The organism is Methylobacterium sp. Leaf87, from assembly GCF_001422775.1.
GTDB lineage: Bacteria > Pseudomonadota > Alphaproteobacteria > Rhizobiales > Beijerinckiaceae > Methylobacterium.
In genome coordinates this window covers 1-21109 of record NZ_LMMI01000034.1, presented here as the reverse complement: position 1 = coordinate 21109, position 21109 = coordinate 1, and the positions used below count along the sequence as shown (strand labels likewise).

At 70.6% G+C, this 21109-nt stretch carries 14 protein-coding genes, 1 tRNA gene and 2 pseudogenes; 8 read left to right on the top strand and 9 right to left on the bottom strand.

Translation table 11 applies throughout. From position 1 onward, the window contains the following. Nucleotides 1–36 precede the first annotated feature (36 nt). From icmH to ASF22_RS14950, 4 genes are read left to right on the top strand one after another with little or no spacing between them, the layout of a single operon-like run. On the top strand, nucleotides 37–1530 hold the full coding sequence (gene icmH / locus ASF22_RS14965) for a type IVB secretion system protein IcmH/DotU (RefSeq protein WP_056265774.1): 1494 nt from the start codon (nucleotides 37–39) through the stop codon (nucleotides 1528–1530). After that, nucleotides 1527–4430: a type VI secretion system membrane subunit TssM gene (tssM, locus tag ASF22_RS14960; RefSeq protein ID WP_056265771.1), complete on the top strand. Its 2904-nt coding sequence runs from the start codon at nucleotides 1527–1529 to the stop codon at nucleotides 4428–4430. Before icmH ends, tssM begins: the two co-directional genes overlap by 4 nt. Nucleotides 4431–4446: 16 nt before the next feature. Further along, the gene (gene tagF / locus ASF22_RS14955; RefSeq protein ID WP_056265770.1) at nucleotides 4447–5910 is read left to right on the top strand and encodes a type VI secretion system-associated protein TagF; all 1464 of its coding nucleotides are present in this window, start codon (nucleotides 4447–4449) and stop codon (nucleotides 5908–5910) included. After that, nucleotides 5903–6973: a serine/threonine-protein kinase gene (locus tag ASF22_RS14950; protein ID WP_056265768.1), complete on the top strand. Its 1071-nt coding sequence runs from the start codon at nucleotides 5903–5905 to the stop codon at nucleotides 6971–6973. Before tagF ends, ASF22_RS14950 begins: the two co-directional genes overlap by 8 nt. A 51-nt stretch (nucleotides 6974–7024) precedes the next feature. Here ASF22_RS14950 and tssG read toward each other — a convergent pair whose 3' ends face one another. From tssG to ASF22_RS14910, 7 genes are all read right to left on the bottom strand, one after another. After that, nucleotides 7025–8059 (bottom strand): type VI secretion system baseplate subunit TssG, encoded by a 1035-nt coding sequence (gene tssG, locus ASF22_RS14945; protein WP_162239572.1) that lies wholly within the window; start codon nucleotides 8057–8059, stop codon nucleotides 7025–7027. Continuing rightward, nucleotides 8056–9864 (bottom strand): type VI secretion system baseplate subunit TssF, encoded by a 1809-nt coding sequence (tssF, locus tag ASF22_RS14940; RefSeq protein WP_056265764.1) that lies wholly within the window; start codon nucleotides 9862–9864, stop codon nucleotides 8056–8058. Before tssF ends, tssG begins: the two co-directional genes overlap by 4 nt. A gap of 809 nt (nucleotides 9865–10673) precedes the next feature. Then, the gene (locus ASF22_RS14930) at nucleotides 10674–12047 is read right to left on the bottom strand and encodes an LLM class flavin-dependent oxidoreductase (RefSeq protein WP_056265755.1); all 1374 of its coding nucleotides are present in this window, start codon (nucleotides 12045–12047) and stop codon (nucleotides 10674–10676) included. Continuing rightward, complete coding sequence (locus tag ASF22_RS14925; protein ID WP_056265753.1) at nucleotides 12044–12697, bottom strand: methionine ABC transporter permease; 654 nt, start codon at nucleotides 12695–12697, stop codon at nucleotides 12044–12046. The genes ASF22_RS14930 and ASF22_RS14925 overlap by 4 nt, the downstream gene beginning before the upstream one ends. Further along, the gene (locus ASF22_RS14920) at nucleotides 12678–13826 is read right to left on the bottom strand and encodes an ATP-binding cassette domain-containing protein (RefSeq protein ID WP_244474303.1); all 1149 of its coding nucleotides are present in this window, start codon (nucleotides 13824–13826) and stop codon (nucleotides 12678–12680) included. The genes ASF22_RS14925 and ASF22_RS14920 overlap by 20 nt, the downstream gene beginning before the upstream one ends. Beyond that, entirely contained in the window at nucleotides 13814–14614 is an 801-nt protein-coding gene (locus ASF22_RS14915; RefSeq protein ID WP_056265750.1) for a MetQ/NlpA family ABC transporter substrate-binding protein, read from the bottom strand. Before ASF22_RS14915 ends, ASF22_RS14920 begins: the two co-directional genes overlap by 13 nt. Nucleotides 14615–14705: 91 nt before the next feature. Next, a complete protein-coding gene (locus tag ASF22_RS14910) occupies nucleotides 14706–15506 on the bottom strand; it encodes a MetQ/NlpA family ABC transporter substrate-binding protein (RefSeq protein ID WP_056265747.1) in 801 nt (266 codons plus the stop codon). Between the two features lie 766 nt (nucleotides 15507–16272). Between ASF22_RS14910 and ASF22_RS23985 the strand changes: the two are divergent. Continuing rightward, nucleotides 16273–16727 (top strand): annotated as a pseudogene (locus ASF22_RS23985) (transposase); the annotation flags it as partial. 288 nt (nucleotides 16728–17015) lie between these two features. Here the strand turns inward: ASF22_RS23985 and ASF22_RS14905 are convergent. Next, a tRNA-Arg gene (locus tag ASF22_RS14905) sits at nucleotides 17016–17092 on the bottom strand. Nucleotides 17093–17239: 147 nt separating this feature from the next. Between ASF22_RS14905 and ASF22_RS14900 the strand changes: the two genes are divergently transcribed. From ASF22_RS14900 to ASF22_RS24640, 3 genes and pseudogenes are all read left to right on the top strand, one after another. Then, on the top strand, nucleotides 17240–17587 hold the full coding sequence (locus ASF22_RS14900; RefSeq protein ID WP_156647760.1) for a hypothetical protein: 348 nt from the start codon (nucleotides 17240–17242) through the stop codon (nucleotides 17585–17587). Between the two features lie 462 nt (nucleotides 17588–18049). Continuing rightward, nucleotides 18050–20092, top strand: a complete 2043-nt coding sequence (locus tag ASF22_RS14895) for a M23 family metallopeptidase (RefSeq protein ID WP_244474308.1) — start codon at nucleotides 18050–18052, stop codon at nucleotides 20090–20092. A 258-nt stretch (nucleotides 20093–20350) separates the two neighbouring features. Beyond that, a pseudogene (locus ASF22_RS24640) lies at nucleotides 20351–20452 on the top strand (IS5/IS1182 family transposase); the annotation flags it as partial. Between the two features lie 180 nt (nucleotides 20453–20632). On the opposite strand, the gene ASF22_RS14890 reads toward ASF22_RS24640, so the two are convergent. Beyond that, nucleotides 20633–21109, bottom strand: a 477-nt coding sequence (locus tag ASF22_RS14890) for an IS3 family transposase (protein WP_056265742.1), incomplete at its 5' end; no start/stop codon positions are given.

The following is a 21109-nucleotide window of genomic DNA, read 5'->3' as shown; positions in this document are numbered from 1 at the left end:
GCCGGTGGACGACTTTGGAGCGAGCGGGAGCGAACGGTGTCGGAAGCTGAGGCCCGCGGGCTTGCGGGCGAATCCACGGTGGTCAAGCCGACGCCCGGCGGAGTGCGTCCCCAGCCCGTGCTCCGGGTGGACCCGCAGCCGGCGGCGGCCCCCCCGGACGCGGCCATCGAGACCCTCGGCAGCCTCGATCTCGCCCGGTCCGGCGTGCCCCCGATGGTGGCGGCCGCCCTGCCGATCCTCAGCCTCGTCGGACGCCTGCGCAGCCTGTCGAGCCCGCCGGATCTCGAGGCCCTGCGCCTCAAGGTGATCGCCGCCGTCAAGGCCTTCGAGGCGGCGATCCTCGGCGTCGCGGTCACGCGCGAGCGGGCGCAGGCTGCGCATTACGCCCTCTGCGCGACGGTGGACGACGTGGTGCTGAACTCGTCCTGGGGCGCCTACAGCCTGTGGGCGCGGCAGGGCATGGTCTCGACCTTCCACACCGACGTGACGGGCGGTGAGCGCTTCTTCGACCTCCTGGCGCACCTGCACAAGGACCCCGGCTCGAACCGGGACGTGCTGCTGCTCATGTACCACTGCCTCTCCCTCGGCTTCGAGGGGCGGATGCGGGTGCATCCGCAGGGGCATCTCGAGATCGGGCGTATCCGGGAGGGGCTCTACCGCACCCTGCGCGGGCCGGTGGAGCGCGAACTGTCGCCTGAGTGGCGCGGCGTCGATGCGCGCCTGCCCCCGATCCGCGGGCAGCTCCTGCTCTGGGCGGGGGCCGGACTCGGCATCCTCGCCCTCGCGGGCCTGTTCCTCGCCCTGCAATGGGCCGTCAACCGGCGCTCGGACGCGACCTTCGCGGCCTTTCTCGACGCGCCGCCGCGCGGGACGCCGAGCCTGCGTCGCGTGCCGTCGGCCCGGGCTCCGGCGGAACCGATCGCCGAAGCGCCCCCGGCATCCGACACGTCCCTCGCGGCCGGGCTCGGGCGCGTGCTGAAGCCGGAGATCGACCGGGGCGCCATCGACGTCGAGCCGAGCGGCTCCGGCGCGATCGTGCGCATCCGCAACGCCGGACTGTTCGAGTCGGGCAGCGCGACGGTGGCTCCCGCCTTCGTCCAGCTCTTCGAGCGCGTCGGCGCGGCGATCCGGACGGACGACGTCACGGTGCAGGTGGTCGGGCACACCGACAACGTCCCGATCCAGACCGTGCGGTTCCCCTCGAACTACCAGCTCTCCGTCGCCCGCGCCGAGGCCGTGGCGGCCATCCTCGGCCGCTCCATCGGCAGCGACGCGATCCGGGCCGAGGGCCGCGGCGAGGCGCAGCCGATCCGCCCGAACGACTCTGCCGAGAACATCGCCATGAACAACACCCGCGAGGGACGGGCCGAGAACCGGCGCACCGAACTCCTGATCCGCCGCAACACGCCGGCCCGGGGCGTGTCGGACGGTCCTGCATCGGACGGTCCTACATCGGACGGCCCTGCATCGGTCGCGCCGGCACCGGTGACGCCGGCGCCGGGACGGTCGAGGGCGGGAGCCACGCCATGAACATCCTCAACTGGATCTACGAGATCCGGTCCTACGCGACGACCTATGCCAGCCGGGTCAAGGCCTGGTGGCTGGTCGCCCTGATCTGGGCGCTCGTCGCCGCCTGCGTGGTGTTCTTCTACGGCGACGGCGTCTCGTTCGGCCGCTGGCGGCCGTTCGAGCGCTTCGAGACCCGCCTGTACGCGGTGGGGGCGATCGCCGTCGGCTTCGTGCTCTACTGCCTCGTCCGCCTCGTCCGGGGCCAGCGGCGCGACGCGGCGCTCATCGACGCCGTCGCGGCCGGGGCCGAGGCCGATCCCGCCCGGGCCGCGGCCGACGACGTCGCCGAACTGAAGTCGCGGCTGCGCGACGCCCTGAAGCTCCTGCGCAAGACCATGGGGCGCGCCTCCGTCTACGCGCTGCCCTGGTACGCGCTGATCGGCCCGCCCGGCTCCGGCAAGACCACGGCCCTGCGCAATTCCGGCCTGCGCTTTCCCCTCGCCGACAGCGTCGGCGAATCCGTCGAGGGCGTCGGCGGCACCCGCCACTGCGACTGGTGGTTCACGGACGAGGCCATCCTGATCGACACTGCAGGGCGCTACACCGCGCAGGAGGGCGACGGCGAGGCCGATGCGGCGGGCTGGCGCGGGTTCCTCACGCTGCTGCGCAAGCACCGGCGGCGCCAGCCCCTCAACGGCGCCATCGTGATGGTCGGGATGGACCTGCTGGTGCAGGCCTCCGCCACCGAGCGGCTGCATCACGCCCGGACGATCCGCAAGCGCCTGCGGGAACTCGACGAGGCCTTCGGCCTTCGCGTGCCGGTCTATCTCGTGCTGACCAAGGCGGACCGCCTCGCCGGATTCACGGCTTTCTTCGACGACATGGCCCGGACCGGCCGCGAGCAGGTCTGGGGCGTCACCCTGCCGCCGCCGCGCGGCGGGATCGAGGGCCGCGACCTCGCCGACCGGTTCGGCTCCGCCTTCGACCGGCTCGTCGGACGCCTCGACCAACTCCTCTTCGACCGGTTGCAGGCCGAGACGGACCCCGAGCGGCGCGCGCAGATCTTCGCTTTTCCGAGCCAGCTCGCCCTCATCGCCGAGCCGCTCCACGAGACCATCGGCGAGATCGCGGCGTCCTCGCGCTTCGACGCCCCGCCGCGGCTGCGCGGCCTCTACCTCGCCTCGGCCGAGCAGAGCGGCAGCGGCCTCGACCTCGTGACGCGTTCGGCGAGCCAGCGCTTCGCCATCGACCTGCCGCGCTTCGGTGCCGCTTCGGCGGACGGGCAGCACAGCTACTTCCTCGCGCGCCTGCTGCGGGAGGTGGTCTTCAACGAGGCGAACCTCGTCTCGACCAATCCGGCCCTGGAGCGCCGCCGCAGGATCCTGCGCTCCGCGGCGGGCGGCCTGGCCGCGGCCCTCGTCCTCGGCCTGTCCCTGACCTGGCTCGTCGCCTACCTGCGCCAGGAGCGGATGCTCTCGGACACCGATGCGCGCCTCGCCGTCTACACCGCCGGGGCCGGGACCCTGCCCGTCGAGGCCGTGGCGGATACCGACTTCGTGCGCGCCGAAGTGGTGCTGAGCCAGGCCCGCGATGCGGCCACGCCCTTCACCGAGGCCGGCACTCCGCGTCTGCTCGATACCTTCGACCAGGCGGAGAAGATCTCGGCCGGGCGGGCCAACCTCTACGAGCGCGCCCTGACGGGCTTCCTGCTGCCGCGCATCCTGGTCGCGCTCGGGAACACCCTGCGCGAGGCCGGCGCGGCCGGGGACGCCGACGCTGCCCCGAAACCGAACCCGGACGCGCCGGTGGTGCCGAGAGGAATGTCCAGGCCGCCCGCCGCCGTGGCGCGGGAGGCCGTCCCGGGCGTGGCCGGCGCAGCTTCTCCGAGGCTGGTCCGCGAATCGATCCAGGCCGGTGTCGCCGACTTGGGTGCCAAGGACGCGGGGAGCAAGGACGCGGTAAGCAAGGACAGGGGCGCGAAGGATGCGGATGCCGGATTGGCCGGAGCCGATATCGGCGAGACCCTGCGCCTCTACCGCATGCTCGGCGGCGCCGACTCCCTCGACAAGCCCTTCGCCGACGCGCGGCTCGAGGGGCTGTTCGCGCGGCTCTACCCGGAGGAGAAGCACGCGGTCCTGCGGACGAGCCTCGACGGGCACGTCGCGGCGATGCTGGCGCGTCCCCTGGTGCCGATCGCCCTCGACGAGACCCTCATCGCGGGAGCCGAGGGCAAGGCGCAGGTGGTCGATCTCGCCCGCCGCTGGAGCCAGGCCGGCGAGCAGGCTTGCCGCGCCGCGACGGACAGGCGCTTCCCGTTCGATCGGAATGCGGCGGCCGATACGCCGCTGGGGGAGTTCGCCGCGGTGTTCGGACCGGAGGGCGTTTTCGCCACCTTCTTCCGCACCCACATGGCGGATGCCGTCGACGGGACGGCGAAGCCCTGGCGATGGCGATCGGCGGGCAGCGCCGCCCTCCTGCGCAGCTTCGAGGATGCGGACGAGATCCGGCAGGCCTTCTTTCCGACGGCCGGGGCGCAGCCCGCCTTGGCCTTCGAGGTGACGCCGATTCGCCTCGATCCCGAGGCGACGGCCGCCTCGTTCGTCAGCGACGGCCAGGAGGCGGCCTTCTCGCGCGGCAGCGCGCGCCCCCTGCGCTTCACCTGGCCGACGCCGGGCCTCGCCGGCCCGGCGGCGCGGGTGAGCGTGCAGCCGGGCGCCCCGGAGGCCCTCTCCTTCACCGGACCCTGGGCCCTGCTCCGGCTCCTCGATGCCGGCCGCGCGGAGGCCGTCGCGCCGGACCGGACCCGGGTGACCTACGGCACGGCGAGCCACGCCGTGACCTTCGAGATCCGCAGCCTGGCGCTGCCGAGTCCGTTCGGGCTCGCGGCCCTGCGGAGCTTCCGCTGCCCGAGATTTCCATGACGGGGGGGCGTAGCCCATGCCCGTGAAGCGCGCGGCCGGCGCCGCGCCGCCCGGCCCACCGCAGCTCGGCTTCTTCGGCAAGGTCCCGACCCGGGGCGACTTCGTGAACCGCCGCCTGGGTCAGGCCCTGCAGGCCGCCCTCGACCAATGGCTGTCCCGCGCCATCGTGACGAGCCGGCGCCAGCTCGGAACGGAGTGGTTGCCGACCTATCTCGTCGCCCCGGTCTGGCGCTTCGTCGCCGGCCCCGGGACCCTCGGGCCGCATGCGACGGCCGGCGTCCTGATGCCCTCCGTCGACCGGGTCGGTCGCTATTTCCCCCTGGTGATCGCCCTCGAACTTCCGGGCTTGGCCAGCCCGTGGCGGCTCGTGCGCGCCGCCGAAGCCTGGTTCGACGGTGTCGAGGTCCTGGCCCGGAGCTGTCTCGACGACGCTTACGATTTCGAGGCCTTCGAGGAGGCCGTGCGCGCGTTCGGCCCGCCGGCCCCGATACCGGACGAGCCGGCCCGGCCGAACCCGAGCCGCTTCGCGCGCGACGGCGCGGATGGCCCGATCCAGGCCTATGCCGACGCCGTCGAGGCGATGCTGGCGGGGACGAACCGACCCTTCTCCGCCTGGTGGACGCGAGGCTCGAGCACCGTGGCGCCGTCCCTGCTCCTCCATGACGCGGCGCCGGAACCCGAGCAGTTCGCCGCCCTGCTCGACGGGCGCTGGCGCGAATGGGGCTGGCACGAGGGCCTGCGGGCCGGGCCGCCCGCCGCGTCGAAGCCCGCCGGGCCCCCGGAACCGGAGCCCGATCCGGGGCTGGTCAAGCTCGTCGGGGCCGCCCGGTCGCACAAGGGGACGCGGCGGCGGCGCAACGACGACGCCGTGGTGAACCGGTCGGACCTCGGCCTGTGGGCGGTGGTCGACGGCGCCGGCGGCCATGCGGCGGCGGACTACGCGGCCGGCGTCGTCGCCGACCGGCTCGAGGCGATGCCGGCCCCCCTCGGCCGCGCGCCGGAGCGGGCGGAGATCGACCATCTCCTCCTGGAGGCGAACGCCGCCCTGCGGGCCCGTGCCCGCCGGCTCGGGCCCGAGGAGATCGTGGCGGCCGTCGTGGTGGCGCTCCTCGTCCACCGGGGCCGCTACGCCGTGGTCTGGGTCGGGGACAGCCGCGCCTATCTCCTGCGCGGCCATGCGCTCCGGCCCCTGACGCAGGACCACGTGACCCGCGAGGGCCGCAGGATGGTCACCCGTGCGGTCGGGGCGGAGGATGCGTTCGCGGCGGACTGGGTCGAGGGGACGATCCGGCCGGGGGACCGCTTCGTCCTGTGCAGCGACGGGCTGGTCGGAGCGCTCGGCGAGGCCGGGCTCGGCCACGCCGTCGGTCACGGCACCCCGCAGGAGGCCGTCGGAAGCGCCATCGACGACGCGCTGATCGCCGGTGCGCGCGACAACATCTCGGCCGTCGTCGTCGATGTCGTCGGCGCCGATGGGTGAGGCGGCGAACGTGGAGGGCGAGGCCGCCCGGCGTGAAACCCTGCGGGTTCAGGTGCGGCTCGACGCCCTGGTCCAGGCCATCGTCGCCGGTGGCGACGGCCGTCCGCGCCTCGAACCCGAGCGACGGGCGCTGGTGGACGCGGCGCGCGCCGCCCTCGACCGCCTCGGCGACGGCGGCTCCGCCCTGGCGCAGGCGTCGCGCGCGCAGCCTTCCGCCGCGCCGGCCACGCCGGCCACCGCCTCGCTCAGCCCCGATACGGTCCTGGCCAACACCTACGTGGTGCGCGACCGCATCGGACGGGGCGGGATCGCCGAGATCTACCAAGTCCGCCATCGCGAGTTGCGGCGCGACCACGCCGTGAAGATCCTGCGGCCGGATCGCGTCCGCGATCCGGTCATCGCCCGTCTCCACGTCGCCGAGGCCCGCACGCTGATGAGCCTGCGCCACGAGGCCATCCCGCAGGTGCGCGATCTGCTGCGGCACGCCGACGGCCGCGCCTTCATCGTCATGGACCTGCTCCACGGCGAGACGCTGGCACGGGCGATCTGGGCCCGGGGGGGCCTGGCGCCGGACGAGGTCGCGGTCCTGGCCCGGCGCATCGCCGGCGCCCTCGCGGCCGTTCATGCGGCCGGCTTCGTGCACGGCGATCTTTCGCCCGAGAACGTGATGCTGTGCGGTGGTGCCGCGGGCGCCATGCTGATCGATTTCGGCGTCGCCCGGAGGATCGGCGAGCCCGATCCGGAGATCGCGTTCGCGGGCAAGTGGTCCGTCGCCGCCCCCGAGCAGCTCGACGGGCAGCCCGGCGGTCCGGCCGCGGACCTCTTCGCCCTCGGCCTCCTCCTCGCCTGCGCCGCGCGGGGCGAGCGGCCGCCCCTCGGCACCGATCGCGAGAGCGCGCGGGCGGCGCGGCTGCGGCCGCCGGACAGCGGCCTCGACGGCCGGTTGGGGCGCCTGGTGCGGGCCCTGCTGCGCGCCGATCCGGACCGCCGGCCCTCGGCGGAGGAGGTCCTGTCGCGGCTCGGTGCGGGCGGCTGGCTGCCGAGCGTGTTGCGGCGGCGCTGACGCGCGAGCGAGCCGCGCGAGCGTCCGGCCGGACGACACCCGGCGTCGGGCTCAGTGCGCGCCCCGCATGGGATCGTGCACCGACTGATCGGCGTCGCGCTCGGCGGGCAGCTGGCGCAGCCAGGCGTTCCAGCCGAGGGACGGGGCGGCCGGGCCGAGTCGGCACTCGGGCACGTCGTCCTTGCGCAGGATGATCTGGACGTCGAAATCGAGGCCGGGGTCCATGTAGAGCTGCACGAGCTCCACCAGTTCCGCCATCCGCGTCCCATCGGGCGCGAAGGCCGCGAAGGTTGCCGCGTCGAGGGGCCCCACCACCACCCGGAAGGTGCTGGAGGCATCCATGATCCCCGAGCCCGCGACGGCATCGACGCCGAGGCGTCCGAAGGCCGGGTTCGGCCCGGCGAGGCGGCTCTGCTCGGCGGGGGCGATGGGCAGCCACCGTGCGATGAACGGCGCGACCCGGATCGGCGTGCCGAGCCGGTCGGCCAGGAGCACTTCGAGGCCCGCGGCCGAGCGCACGTCCCGCCCGAGCAGGCCCGCATAGGGCAGGAGTTCGGCGTCCGGGGTGGCGAGCCGGCCCCGATGCGACGGCAGGCCGAGGCCCATGAGGGCGCGCAACGCCTCCGTCATGCGGTTGGCCCCGCCGCTGCCGCGGCGCGCCACCAGGGCCGGAAGCCGATATTTCTCGGAGGTGTCGAGGAAGGCCGTCGTGATCCGGGCGACGAATACGTCGAGGAAGGCCGCGAATCCCGGATTGCGCGCCTTGCGTTCCTTGAGCGCCACCTCGGTGTAGATCGGCGGCAGCGGGCCGAGGGGGCCGGCGAGCCCGACGAAGGCGATCTCGGGAATCCCGCTCCGGTCCAGGCCGAAGCGACCGCCCGGCACGAGGGGCGTGGCGACGTGCCGGCTCGTCAGGGCGCCCGTCGCGAGGGGCCGATCGGCCGGGGCCTCCGCCTCGTCCGGCGCGGGCCTGGGGCCGAACGCCTCGACGAGGCGCAAGCCCTCGAACGGCTCGAAGCGGTCGATCTCGGCGGCGAGCTTGTCGCCGAGCCGCTCCGGGACGGCCTTTCCAACGCGCGGGCTCATACGAGCGGCCGGGCGCCGGAGCGGGCGGGCCATGTCTTCAGCGCCCGGGCGGCCCCGCGCATCCGCACGGTCAGGCGCGTGAAGCTGTTGAGGTTGACGTAGAGGCCGAAGAAACGGTCGAGTACCTGCCCGAGCAGGAAGGCCGCGCCCGGATCGATGTAGCGGCGGTCCATCTCCACCTCGATGTCGAGGCCGCGGGCGAGGCCGCCCTCGGCCACCCGCGCCGTCGCGCGCCGGTGCGTGACGGACACGATCCCGTCGATGAGGGTGCGGGTCTCCGGCGCATCGCGAAAGTCGTAGAGCCGCAGGATCTCGCGCAGCGCCTCCGGTCCGCCCTCGCCGTTGGAGAGCGACAGGTGGTTGAGCGTCAGGTGCGAGATCAGCCGCCACAGGAGGCCGTCGCCCGGCGTGAGCCGCAGGGTGGCGGTGAAGGGCGTCAGGGCTTTCAGGCGCCCGACCTCGCCCGGTCCGCGCAGCACCGTGAGGACCGGGTGCTCGCCGCCATAGGGCAGGCGGGCGGGCAGGTCCCGGTTGATGCAGGTGGTGTCGACGGAGAGGACCGCATCGGTGGGCGAGGCCGGGGAGGCGGCCGCATCGACGAGGGCGAGCCGGGCATCCGTGCCTTCGCCCCCTTCCGCCAGATGCCGGCGGCGCAGCTGCCAGTAGAGCGCGCCGACCGCGTCGTGCTGGGCCAGCGTCCGTCCGAACAGGGGACTCGCGTCGCGGGTCATCCCGGCGCGGTCGGTCAGGGTGACGCGTTCCACCGCGTAGACCTCGCGCGAGGCGTGCCTACGCGCGTCGGGCACGAGAGCGTACTCGCTCGCCACCTGGGTGAGCATGATCGGTTCGGCGCGCTGCTCGAACAGGTTGACGACCGGCGTGCAGGCAAGGGCGAAGGTTCCGGCGGTGCAGGCCCGTTCGAGCTCCTGCGCATGCCGGCCGAGATAGAAGAAGATCTCCAGGCGGTTGCCGGCCCGCCGCAGGGTCTTCGCCGAGAGGCGCGACAGGTCGAGGAAGAGGAACTTCTGCGGATAGGCGAAGAACTCCGTCAGCAGGCGGTAGGCCGGATGCGACCGCGGCGCGGGCGGCAGCACCGCTTCGGCGGGCTCGAACCCCACCGCGCGGATCGCGTCCGGCCCGATGAAGACGGCTCCCCCGTCCTCGGCGTGATCCGCGAGGGCGATCTCGAGGCAGTCGTTGAGCAGGAGTTCGTAGAGCGCCACCGCCGGCTGCCAGGGCGCCCGCAGGTAGAAGCGCAGGCGGTCGACGCCGAGGTCCGTGAAGGTCACGCCCGGATCGACGGTCTCGAGGACGATCCGCAGGCTGGCGGGCGCCTCGACATGCGGGCAGGGCGGCGCGACGAGGGGGCGCCCGGTCAGGGCGACCGAGGCGACCCGGACGGGCCAGAGCTCCACGTCCTGCGTGGTCCGGAACCGGCAGACGTCGCCCTCCAGCACCTCGCTCTCGACCACGGCGCCGCGCGGCAGGGTGATGACCTCCTTGAGGTCTGGCGGGAACGCCACCTGCGTCACGGCGAGCGCCGGGATCGGCGCGAGGTAGTGCGGATAGAGGAATTCGAGCAGTGTCTCGGTGAGCTCGGGAAAGTCGTCGTCGAGCTTGAGCCGCAGGCGCGCGGCGATGAAGGCGAAGCTCTCGATCAGCCGGGCCACATGGGGATCGTCGATGGCATCCGGCGACAGCCGCAGCCGCCCGGCGATCTTCGGATGCCGCTCGGCGAACCGGCCGCCGAGGCCGCGCAGGGCCTCGAGTTCGGAATTGTAGAAGCCGTAGAGGCGGTCGTTCACGGGGGCGCTCTCCAGGCTCGGACGGTAGAAAACCTACACCGGACGATCGGTCGAATCACGGAAAATCGCGCCGGTCTGCTTGGTTGTGCAGGGACATGGACGATGATGGTCTTCATGAGATCGTCGCAAATACAGATTTGTACTTCCGATCCGGCCAGAGGTACACGTGCTGGGTCGCGCAGCAATCGATCCTGGACGTCCTGTTGTGCCGAGCCGTCCCGTCCCGGAATCAGCTATCCGTATTCTATGCGACCCTGGGTTGTCTTGAGGAGGTGGCTCCGAGCCGGTGAAGCGTGCCCGCGGATGTTCGACCGCCGGGCGCTCGCGCTGTCGTTTCCCTGCGGGGATCGCGCTTTCTCATGCGAAGACATCGGCTCGGGATGCGACCCCGGGGCGATCGCGGCGCACCGATCGCGATGCCTGGTGCACTCGCCTTCCTGTGCGGCGACCCGGACCCACCCGGCCAAGTCCACCTTCGCGAGCTGCCTCCCCGGGCGCGGCGGGCGGCCGGACAACGGCGCCGCCGCGAATCCCGCGCGCGTCGGTGAACGCGTCCGGGCCTACCCGTACGACGCGGCCCGAGGATACCACGGGGGATGAAGATACCACGGAGGATGAGGATACCACGGGGGATGAGGACATCAGGGGGATGAAGCCTGTTAGCACGATCCCACCGCTGCCTTGGCCCACGGCGCCGGCCGGACACTTGCGGATCTCTCCCTGCGACGATCTCCAAGACGCGTTTGGGGGTGTTCTGCTTCACCCGTCCATCGCCGCGGCCATGCCCGCCGGTATCGCGGCGTCTGCCGTCAGCCGCTCACGGCGGCGGCGCCTCGGTAGGCTTGGGCGGCGTGGCGGGCGGGTAGGCGGTCGCCCGCGCCGAACAGCTTGTTTCTGAACGAGCCCGGCGCGTAGGCGGTCTTGTACAGGCCGCGGTCCTGAAGCTCGGGGATCACGAGATCGATGAAGTCCGAGAAGCTTTCCGGCACGACGATGCGGCTGAGGTTGAACCCGTCCACTTCGCCCTCCTCGACCCAGGATTGCAGTTCGTCCGCGATGGACGTGGCGTCCCCGGTCAGCACCGCGTAGCGGCCGCCGAGGCCGAGTTCCGCAAGGAGGTCGCGTTTGGTCAGCCCGCGCTTGCCCGCAGCCGCGGTGGCCGACTGGATCGCGTTGCCGGGGGCGTAGGGGATCGGCTCGTCGAGGCCGTAGCGGGCGAAATCGATGCCGGTGGAGGCGGAGAAGTGGGCGAGCCCGGCCTCGGCGCTGGCGTAGCGCATGTACTCGGCGCGCTTATCCTCCGCTTCGGCACGGGTGCGGCCGGGGATGGCGGCGATGCCGATGAACACCTTCACGTCCTGTGGGTCGCGCCCGGCGGCGGCGGCCTCTGCCCGGATCGCCCGGACGGCGTCTCGGGCCGCCGCCTTGTCCCGCGCCGAGATGAACACGCACTCGGCGTGTCGCCCGGCGAAGGCGCGGCCCCGGCCGGAGGCGCCCGCTTGATAGAGCACGGGCGTCCGCTGCGGCGAGGGTTTGCACAAGTGGTAGCCGTCGACGGAAAGAAACTCGCCGCGATGGGAGACCGGCCGGATCAACGCTGGATCGCCGAACACCCGCGCCCCGCAGTCCCGGCGTACCGCCGCGTCGTCCCAGCTTCCCTCCCAGAGCTTGTAGAGCACCTCCAGATACTCATCGGCGTAATCGTAGCGGCGGTCGTGCGCCGGAAGGGTCTCGCCCCGGCCGCGATGGGCGCTCTCGAGATAGCCGGTGACGATATTCCAGCCGACCCGCCCGCCGGTGAGATGGTCGAGCGTCGAGAGGCGCCGGGCGAAGGTGTAGGGCGCTTCCGCGAAGACGTTGACGGTGACGCCGAAGCCGAGATGCTCCGTCACCGCCGCCATGGCCGGAACGATCAGCGTCGGGTCGTTCACCGGCAGTTGCACGGCTTCCCGTGCCGTCACGTCGATGCCGCCGCCGTAGACGTCGTAGACGCCGAGGATGTCGGCGATGAACATCCCGTCGAACAGGCCGCGTTCCAGGAGCTTGGCCTGGTCCGTCCAGTAGCGCAGCGTGTTGTACTCGGCCGAGCGGTCGCGCGGATGGGTCCAGAGGCCGTGGTTGATGTGACCGACGCAGTTCATGTTGAACGCGTTGAGCCGGATCTGCTTGGCGGCGCCCGTCATCGTGCCCGGAGCCTCCGCACCACGCTGTCGCCCGCGAACTGCACGAGGCAGACGAGGACGATGAGGATCGCGATCACCACCGACATCACCGTGGTGTCGAAGCGCTGGTAGCCGTAGCGGATCGCCACGTCGCCGAGCCCACCCGCGCCGACCGCGCCGGCCACGGCCGAGGCGCCGATCATCGACACGATCGTGATGGTGAAGCCGCCGACGATTCCCGGAAGCGCCTCGGGCAGCAGCACGTGGAGCAGGATGTGGCGTCGGCGGCAGCCGATGGACTGGGCCGCCTCGACCAGTCCGGGATCGACCTGCCGCAGCGAGACCTCGGCGATCCGTGCGAAGAAGGGCGTAGCGCTGACCGCGAGGGGAACGATGGCCGCCCAGACACCGATCGTGGTTCCCACGACGAGCCGGGTGAACGGGATCAGCGCGACCAGGAGCACGATGAAGGGCACGGCGCGAAAGCCGTTCACGAGAAGGCCGACGAAGCGGTTCGTCCGCGGTGCCGGGAAGATGCCGCCCGCCCCGGAGGTGACGAGGAACAGCGCGAGCGGGATGCCGGCGGCCACCGCGATTCCCGCCGAGACGCCCACCATGAACATCGTGTCGAACGCCGCCTGCCAGAGGCGGTCAATCATCTGCGGCGACATAGCCGATTCCCTCGACGGTGACCCCGATGGCTCTCAGGCGGGCCTCTGCCTGCCGGTTCTCGGCGGCGATCAGCAGGCGGCCGACGGCGTGTCCCTGGATGCGCTCGACGCTCGCCTGCAGGAGCCGCAGCGGGCCGCCCGTCGCCGCGACGAGGGCCGACAGGTCGGGGGCAGACCCCCCGGGATAGGTGATCCGCAGGACGGCCTGGGCGCCCGGGACGGGATGCGGCACGAGCCGCTCCGCCAGATCGTCGGGCAGGTCGCGGGTGAGGGGCGCGAGCAGGGCCCGCGTCGCCGGGTGTTCCGGGGCGCCGAACACGCGCCAGACCGGACCGGACTCGGCGATCCGCCCGGCTTCCAGCACCACGACGTCCGTGCAGATCTCGCGGATCACGCTCATCTCGTGGGTGATGAGGATGATGGTCAGGCCGAGCCGCCGGTTGATATCCCGCAGCAGGCCCAAGATCGACAGGGTGGTCTCCGGGTCGAGGGCCGAGGTCGCCTCGTCGCAGAGGAGGATCTCGGGGTCGCTGACCAGGGCGCGGGCGATGCCGACGCGCTGTTTCTGCCCGCCCGAGAGGCGCGACGGATAGGCCTCCGCCTTGCTTTGGAGACCGACGAGGCGCAGCACCGCTTCCACCCGGCCTTCGATCTCCGACGGGCGGATTCCGGCCACCTTGAGCGGCAGGGCCACGTTCTGCCGGACGGTCTTGGCCGACAGCAGGTTGAAGTGCTGGAAGATCATGCCGGTGCGGCGGCGCAGGGCCACGAGGCCGTCCGTCCGGAGGGCCTCAATGGGCTCGTCGTCGACCAGCACCCGTCCCGACGTCGGCGCCTCCAGACGGTTGACGGTTCGGAGCAAGGTCGACTTGCCGGCACCCGAGCGGCCGATGATGCCGAGGATCGCGCCGGACGGAACGTCGAGGCTGACGTCGTCGAGGGCACGGACCTCGCCACCCGCAGAGCGATATGTCTTCGAGACGTTCTCGAACCGCACGGTGCCGGTGCAGCGCCGGCCCGCTTCGGTCCGGGCGGCGGGGATCGCGTCCAGGCCGATCGCCTTCGACCGGGCCGAACCCGTCGCCCCGAGGCGATCCAAAGCCAGGCTCACCATGGTCAGTTCTGCCACGCGAGCAGGTACAGCTTTTCGCTGCCGGCGAACGATGTGTGGATCTGCTGCTTCACGGCCTCGGAGTTCTGGAAGATCTGGACGAATTTTCGGATGGTCGGATCGTCCTTGCGGGTGGCTTTCGTGACGAAGCTTACGGCGAACAGCTTGTCCTCGATCCCGGAATAGATCAGCCCGCTCTTCGGGTCGAAGGCCCCGGCGGCGACGATGAAATGCGGGTAGCCCTGGGCGAGATCGACGTCGCCGGTGATCCGCACCAATTGCGGACCCTCGACCTCGGTGAATTTCAGCTTCTTCGGGTTCTCGACGATGTCGTCGACGTTACCGAGGAAGCCGACACCGTCCTTGAGCTTGATGAGGCCGGCCTTCTGCAGCAGCAGCAGGCCTCGGCCCTGGTTCACCGGGTCGTTGGCGATGGCGACCTTGCCCCCCGCCGGGATCCCGTCGAGGCTCTTATGCTTGAGCGAGAATAGCCCGATGTTCTGCAGGATGCCGAGCCCGACGATGTCGAATCGGTAGCCTTTCTGCTTCGCGGCGTTCTCCATGAAGGGGCGATGCTGGAAGAAGTTCAGGTCGATGTCGCCGGCATCGAGGGCGACGTTGGGCGTCGTCCAGTCGCTGAACTCGATCACCTTCACCACAATGCCCTGCTCCTTGGCCTCCTTGGCGGCCGCGGTGATGGCGTCGCTGTAGGCGCCCGGCACGGTACCGATCGTCAAGGTCTCTGCCTGGGCCGCCATCGTACCCATGGACAGGAAGGCGATGGCGAGGGTCTTCAGGAAGCGCATCGGTCGTGGACTCCGGTCGCCCGACTCGGCGAAGGCAGGGCAGGCTGTGGATCTCGAAGGGTGGCGGCCGGTCTCACCCCACCCCCGGCGGTCAGGACGGGCGGACAGGGACGACCGAGCCGCGGTAGCGGTGGTCGATGAACTCCGCGACTTCGGCCGAGGTCAGCAGGGTTCCGAGGCGCAGCACACGGGAATCCCTCGCCAAGCCCTCGGTCGTGACGAGGACGTTCGCATACGGGTTGCCCTCGGCGGCTTCGAGGGCCAACGCATCCCGCGCGGGCTCCAGCCCCGCTTCCAACGCGTAGTTGCCGTTGATCACCGCGAGCGCCACGTCGTCGAGGGAGCGCGGCAGTTGCGGAGGTGCGATCTCGACGAAGCGGAAGTTCTTCGGGTTCTCGACGATGTCGTCCACGGTCGCGGCCACGCCCGCGTCCCTCGCCCGCAGTCGGATCAAGCCGTTCGCTTGAAGCAGCGACAGCCCGCGGCCGGTGTTGGAGACGCTGTTCGACAGGGCGACGGCACCGCCACTCGGGAGGGCCGCGAGCGACGTGGCGCGGCGGCTATACAATCCCAGGGGCTCGACATGCACCGCCGCGACGACGGCGAAGCGCATCCCCATGGCGGCTTCCTCCGAGCGGAGGAAGGGGACGTGCTGGAAGAAGTTGGCATCGGCGTCGCCGTCACGCAGCAGGGCATTCGGGCGCAGATCGCCCGAGATCTCGATGATCTTCAGAGGCAGTTCGGGGGCGAGCTTTTCGCCGACGAATTCGAGGATCTCCGTATGCGGCAGCGAGGAGGCCACGACCCGCAGGGGCGTCGATGCGGCGCGGGCCGGTGCGATGCTCAGGGCCAGGGCGCCGGACAGGAAGACGCGACGGGTCGGTGCAAGCACGGCGCACGCTTCTCGCTGTTGTTAGAAAAAGGAAAGACGATCTCTGTATCTCCAAAGGAACGGCTCGCATCAAGAGTACTGAATATCAAAATTTTGCCACTTTGCAGACTGTTGTTTTCACATGCCGTGCTCGAAGCGCATCGATCTTCTCCCTGCACGACGCCGAGACGAGCCTTGCCGACGAAACTTCGTGTCGCGTCGGCTCGGGCTTCCAGCTAAATTCGACACAGCGCTCAGCACCGTCAGTACCGGCGAACGGCGATTCTTCGATCCCGTGCGCTGGTCGGCGACCCAGGCCCGCTTCTTCTACTCGGCGACCGTCTCCGGGTTGATCCCGTCGCGTCGAAGGCGCCCCCGGGCGTTTGTCGGTTGCCGCTTCCGGCAGGCGTGCCGCCTGCGCCAGACCGCCCCGACCCGCATCCACCACGTGGAACGCCGCCCCGTTCAGGGCCAGATCGTCATCGAAGCGCTCCGCCAGTCCGTCGCCGCGCCTCCGTCACCTGACCGTTGGTATCGTGGCCGTAGGTGGTCGGGCCCCAGCGCGCCTCCGCGATCGATACTGGCTCGAAGGTCCGGTTCCAGCCGTAGACCCGCCCCGGTGCTGGCTCGGACGTCGCCTCCGGCCCCCCTGCGCGCGCCGCCACCTGGCAGATCAGCCGACACACCGCGTCATAGAGCGTCTCTGCGAAGGGTTCATCGGCGGGGTGATCGCCCCCAGGTGGACGGGATGCGACGCTACGAATTGACCGGTGCGCAGTGAGAGCCGATCGCTCCGCTGCTGCCTCCGCAGCAGCTACGCACGGGCCCTTCTTCCGAGGACCACCGGCAAATTCTGAACACTACGCTGGGGATCTTGCGGAGCGGCGCACCCTGGGCGGATCTGCCGGCCCGCTATGGTGTTGTCGGGACCGGGTCGAGCCGGTTCCATCGCGGGCGGCAGGCCAGCCGTGTTCGACCGGGTGCGGCGGCGCCTGCAGGCGCAAGCCGATGCCCGAGGCGACCTCGACTGGGACCTGCACTTCGTGGACACCACGGTGGTGCGCGTCCACCAGCACGCCGGTCCGGCGCCATTGGGGGATGAGGGCACGGTCGAAGGCGGGGTGAGCCCCTGGGCGCAGCCAGGGCGGGTTGTCGACCAAGCTGCCTCTGCGCGCCGAAGGCGGTTGTGCACCCAGCACTACGGTGCTGATGGCGGGCGAGCGCCACGAGCGACTCGCCCTGGCATCAGCATGCTCTGGCTCACATGACTTTGCAGCGACGCCTTCGCCGTTGGGCTTCACGCGCCTGCGCTTCTGCCCACGATACGGTTTCACTTTTCGAAGAGAATGATCGTGACGAGGCGGGGCGGCGCCTCGCACTTGAACCTGCCAGGATCGACTGCGCCGACGAATGGCAGCCGTGATTCGAAACCCGTCGCTTGTGACAAAACGGGCGACAGGTCGATCAACGACGCCATCGGGAGGTTGAAACGCGGGGCCGAATCATAAGCGAGACCAATGGCTTGATGATTGGCGCACCCGACACGATTCGAACGTGTGACCTTTGCCTTCGGAGGGCAACGCTCTATCCAGCTGAGCTACGGGTGCTGACCGCGGCGAAGATCTAGCCCATGGCGCCGTCGGGTGCAACGGGTGTGTGAGCAGGGAAAGGCCGGCCCGGTCCGCGGCCCCGGTGGGAGATCGACAGCGCCTCGCCGAATGCGCAAGCCCTTGCGGTCCAACGCCGAGCCGCCATTGCGACGAACCCGCTCCTGCCGGTCGACGGTACCGCCTTCGGCCAAAGCCAATTGTTTTCCGGCCCCGACCCTGCACGCACGCGCGTTTCGTCGAGCAACCTGTCGGCGCCTCGCTTGGGCGGCGTCGGGCGAGGATTTCGTCGACCGCCTCCAGATCGCGCTGTTCGACTGGATCGAGTCGAATGCCCCGCTGCACGGCCGCCTCTACGTCATGGCCGAGGCACGGAGCCACCCCCCGGGTCAGCACGACTGCCAAGCCCAGAAAGCTCCACCGAGCCTCGACAGCGAGGGCGAGTTCGTGGCGCAGGGCTGCCGGGACGGCCCCGGGGCGAGCGTCGAGACGTGAGTTTCCGAAGGAAACCACGCCCAGGTCGTCTCGAACCGCACGAGGCAACTCTTCCAGCACACGGTTGCGCCTGGCACCATCGCGGCCGCCCAGGAAATTCCGGGTGCGAGCGGGGGGAACGGCGGCCAATTCGGCAAGCTCAGGGCCGGCGAGTTCCACTACGCCAGCGGGGGGCGGGAAGCGCGACAAGGCGGAGCACGCCACTGTGCTGGAATCGTCATCCCGCGAATCCTCCGACGCCCGAACAGGTCGTCGCGACGGCGCGGCGGGCCCGGCTGGCCCCTGAACCGTGAAGGATCGCAGGCACGGGTGTGGGCGAGGGGCGATCGCGTCGTGCGGTCGCCGCACCTCGCCTCACTCTCGACATGCTGACCTTCGACATCCTAGACCCGCCGGGCAAGGGCGCCCCCAGTTCGCCCGGCAGTGTCGCAAGGGTTCTTCGTGAAGCGCGGTCGCCTCAAGATCGGCCATCCGGCCCCGACCCAGGATGCGCGTGCGACTCCGCGCTCCCAGAACGGGATCGAACCGCCCCTCGACCTGCTCGGGCCCGATGCACCGCGGATCGACCGACGCGAGGTCAATCTGCGCTGGCTCTGCGCCAGCACCCTCACTGGCCTGACCGGAGCGGGTCTCATCGGTGCGGCGATCCACGTCTCCTTTCAGAGCGACATCTCCTTCGCGGCGATCCCCGAGCGGGCGGCCGTGGTCGTCCGTCCGGCTCCGAGCGATGACGACATCGCCTTGGCCCGCAAGGGCGACCGCCTCGTGCGCAACCTGATGATCGCCTCGGCCAAGCAGAGTTTTCGGGCGCCCGTCACCGTGCGGCTCGCCGACCGGGAGATCATCAAGGTCCGCCCCTTCGTCCGGGTCACCACGGCCCTATCCATGACGACGGGCGTGTTCGCGGCCGAGATGCCCCGCTTCGATCCGATGAAGTTCACCTCCGACGAACCGGCGGAGCGTGCCGCCGATCCCGGCCTCGCCGAGGGGCCGGGCGGCGAGGTGTCGGTGGTCAAGCAGGACTTGGTCGGCCTCGCCGTCGATCCCGGCGCACCTGCCCTCACGGACGACGATGTCGTCGCGCAGGTCGAAGAGGAGCGTCGCCTCACCACCGAGGCCGGCCGGCGCAGTGCCGTGCCGGTGGCGCCGCAGATCATGCTGTCGCGCACCCTGCAGCAGGGTGGGGTCACGCCTGATTTCGATGGGCCGGCCGCACCCGTCGGGAAAAGTCCGTTCCAGTCCATCGACGTGCTCGTGGTGCCCGAGAACGTGACGAAGCTCGCCAAGGTCGGACTGCGGGCCGGCGACGTGTCCCTCGTCGACGAGCGCGATCTCGCGCTCAAGCGTGGCGAGACCTTGGACATGGTTCTGCGTGCGACGGGGCAGGCCAGCGAGGAGCAGATCCGCGGCATCGTCTCGGCCCTGGGAGGGCGCGGACGCATCGCCGAACTCACCGAGGGGCAGCAGTTCCGCCTGCAGATCGCGCCCGGCCCGAAGCCCGGCGATCCAAGGCAGGTGACGCGGCTCATCCTTTACGGAGAGGGTGGCATCGAGGGCATCGCGGCCATCAACGATCGGGGCGCCTTCGTCTCGGTCGCCCCGCCCACGGACGGGGCGCCGGCCGCGAAGGCCTCCGGCAAGACCGAGACGGCGGCGGAGGACGAGGAGGAGGACGGCGGCTCGGGGCCGAGGCTCTACCAGAGCCTCTACGAGACGGCGGCCCGGCACGACCTGCCGCGCACCACCGTCGAGGATCTCGTGCGGATCTTCGGCTACGATGTCGATTTCCAGCGCCGAATCTCGTCGGGCGACGCCCTCGACGTGTTCTACACCTTCGACGAGGAGACGGGACAGACCGCGTCGGAGCGACCGGACCTTCTCTACGCGTCGCTCAACCTCGGTGGCGAACCGCGCAAGGTCTACCGGTTCCAGTCACCCGACGACGGCACCATCGACTACCTCGACGAACAGGGACGGTCGCTCAAGAAGTTCCTCATCCGCAAACCCATCGCCGACGGCATCATGCGGTCGGGCTTCGGTTACCGGCGCCACCCAGTGCTCGGCTACGCCAAGCTCCACACCGGCGTCGATTGGTCCAACCCCATCGGCACACCCATCGTCGCGGCGGGCAACGGGACCGTGATCAAGGCCGATTGGGATTCGGGCTATGGACGGCGGGTCGAGGTCCAGCACATCAACGGCTACGTCACCACCTACAACCACATGTCTCGCTTCGCCCGCGGGGTCACGGCCGGCGCGAAGGTGCGGCAGGGGCAGGTGATCGGCTATGTCGGGTCCACCGGCCTGTCGACGGGCGCACACCTCCATTACGAGGTGATCATCAACGGTCACTTCGTCGACCCCATGAAGATCCGCGTTCCCCGTGGACGCGAACTCGACGGCCGAATGCTGGCGGAGTTCACCCGTCAACGGGAGCAGATCGAGGGCGTGATGCAGAAATCGCGCTCCGCGACTGCGATGGCGCAGCGCGACCCCGTCCGCTGAGCGGTTTCACGGTGCCCGTGCGACGTCGCGAGACGCATCCTCGAGGCTGTCATGGAGCGGTGAAGATGGGAATCCAGACGAAGGAGGCGTGACCGCTTCGCACGCCGCTCACCCGTCCGACGTTTCCGAGGAGGAATGGGCCGCTGGTCGCTCCCGACCCGACGCTGCTGCGCGAGGATGCGGGGCAGCGTGAGTGCAGTCTCGCGAGGTGCTCGACGGACCGCGCTACGTCGTGAGGACGAGCGGCTGTTGCGGTGGATGCCCAACGACTTCCCGCCCTGGGAAGCCGTCTATCAGCAGGCCCGGCGCTGGCTCGCGGCTGGGTGCTTCGAGCGACTCATCGACGATCTGCGGTCGCTTCGAATAGCCCACCATTCGGCCCCGTTCTGATGCCGTCAGAGGATCGCCGAGAGCGTGCGTTGCAGGTCCTACGGCGGTGTCTTCGCCTCTCGCCGGCACTGGCCTGCCCCCTGAAAAGTGGCCCTCCCTGAGATATGGCTTTGAGCCATGTTAGAGTTGACCCTGTTTGTGGTCCACGGCCTATGCAAGGTCTCGGGCTGTGACAGCTTGGTTGGCGAAGGCTCGGGGCGTCAAGCCGCCCAGGGCCGTGTGGGGTCGATCGTCGTTGTMGTGGCACCTCCAGTCCTCGATGCGGTCGCGGGCATCAGCCAGAGACAGGAACCACGAGGCGTTCAGGCATTCCGCTCGTAGGCGGCCGTTGAACGACTCGATATAGGCGTTGTCGGTGGGCTTGCCCGGTCGTGAGAAGTCGATCTCGACCCCGTTCAGGTAGGCCCACTGGTCGAGCATGCGACCGGCGAACTCCGGCCCATTGTCGACCCGCAAGCTCTTGGGCCGTCCCCTCAGCTTGACCGAGGCGTCGAGCGCCTCGGTCACTTGGTAGGCGCGGARGTTGGCTCTCGGTGTGAGCGAGAGCGCCTCTCGCGTGTGGCAATCGACGACCGTCAGGATCCGGAACGGACGCCCGTCGAACAGGCGGTCGGACATGAAGTCCAT

Bases quoted from the DNA above. Each gene is read 5' to 3' on its own strand.
- ASF22_RS14925 (WP_056265753.1), bottom strand. From the start codon at position 12,697: ATGTCGCCGCAGATGATTGACCGCCTCTGGCAGGCGGCGTTCGACACG.
- ASF22_RS14950 (WP_056265768.1), top strand. From the start codon at position 5,903: ATGGGTGAGGCGGCGAACGTGGAGGGCGAGGCCGCCCGGCGTGAAACC.
- tagF (WP_056265770.1), top strand. From the start codon at position 4,447: ATGCCCGTGAAGCGCGCGGCCGGCGCCGCGCCGCCCGGCCCACCGCAG.
- ASF22_RS14930 (WP_056265755.1), bottom strand. From the start codon at position 12,047: ATGACGGGCGCCGCCAAGCAGATCCGGCTCAACGCGTTCAACATGAAC.
- tssG (WP_162239572.1), bottom strand. From the start codon at position 8,059: ATGAGCCCGCGCGTTGGAAAGGCCGTCCCGGAGCGGCTCGGCGACAAG.
- ASF22_RS14915 (WP_056265750.1), bottom strand. From the start codon at position 14,614: ATGCGCTTCCTGAAGACCCTCGCCATCGCCTTCCTGTCCATGGGTACG.
- tssM (WP_056265771.1), top strand. From the start codon at position 1,527: ATGAACATCCTCAACTGGATCTACGAGATCCGGTCCTACGCGACGACC.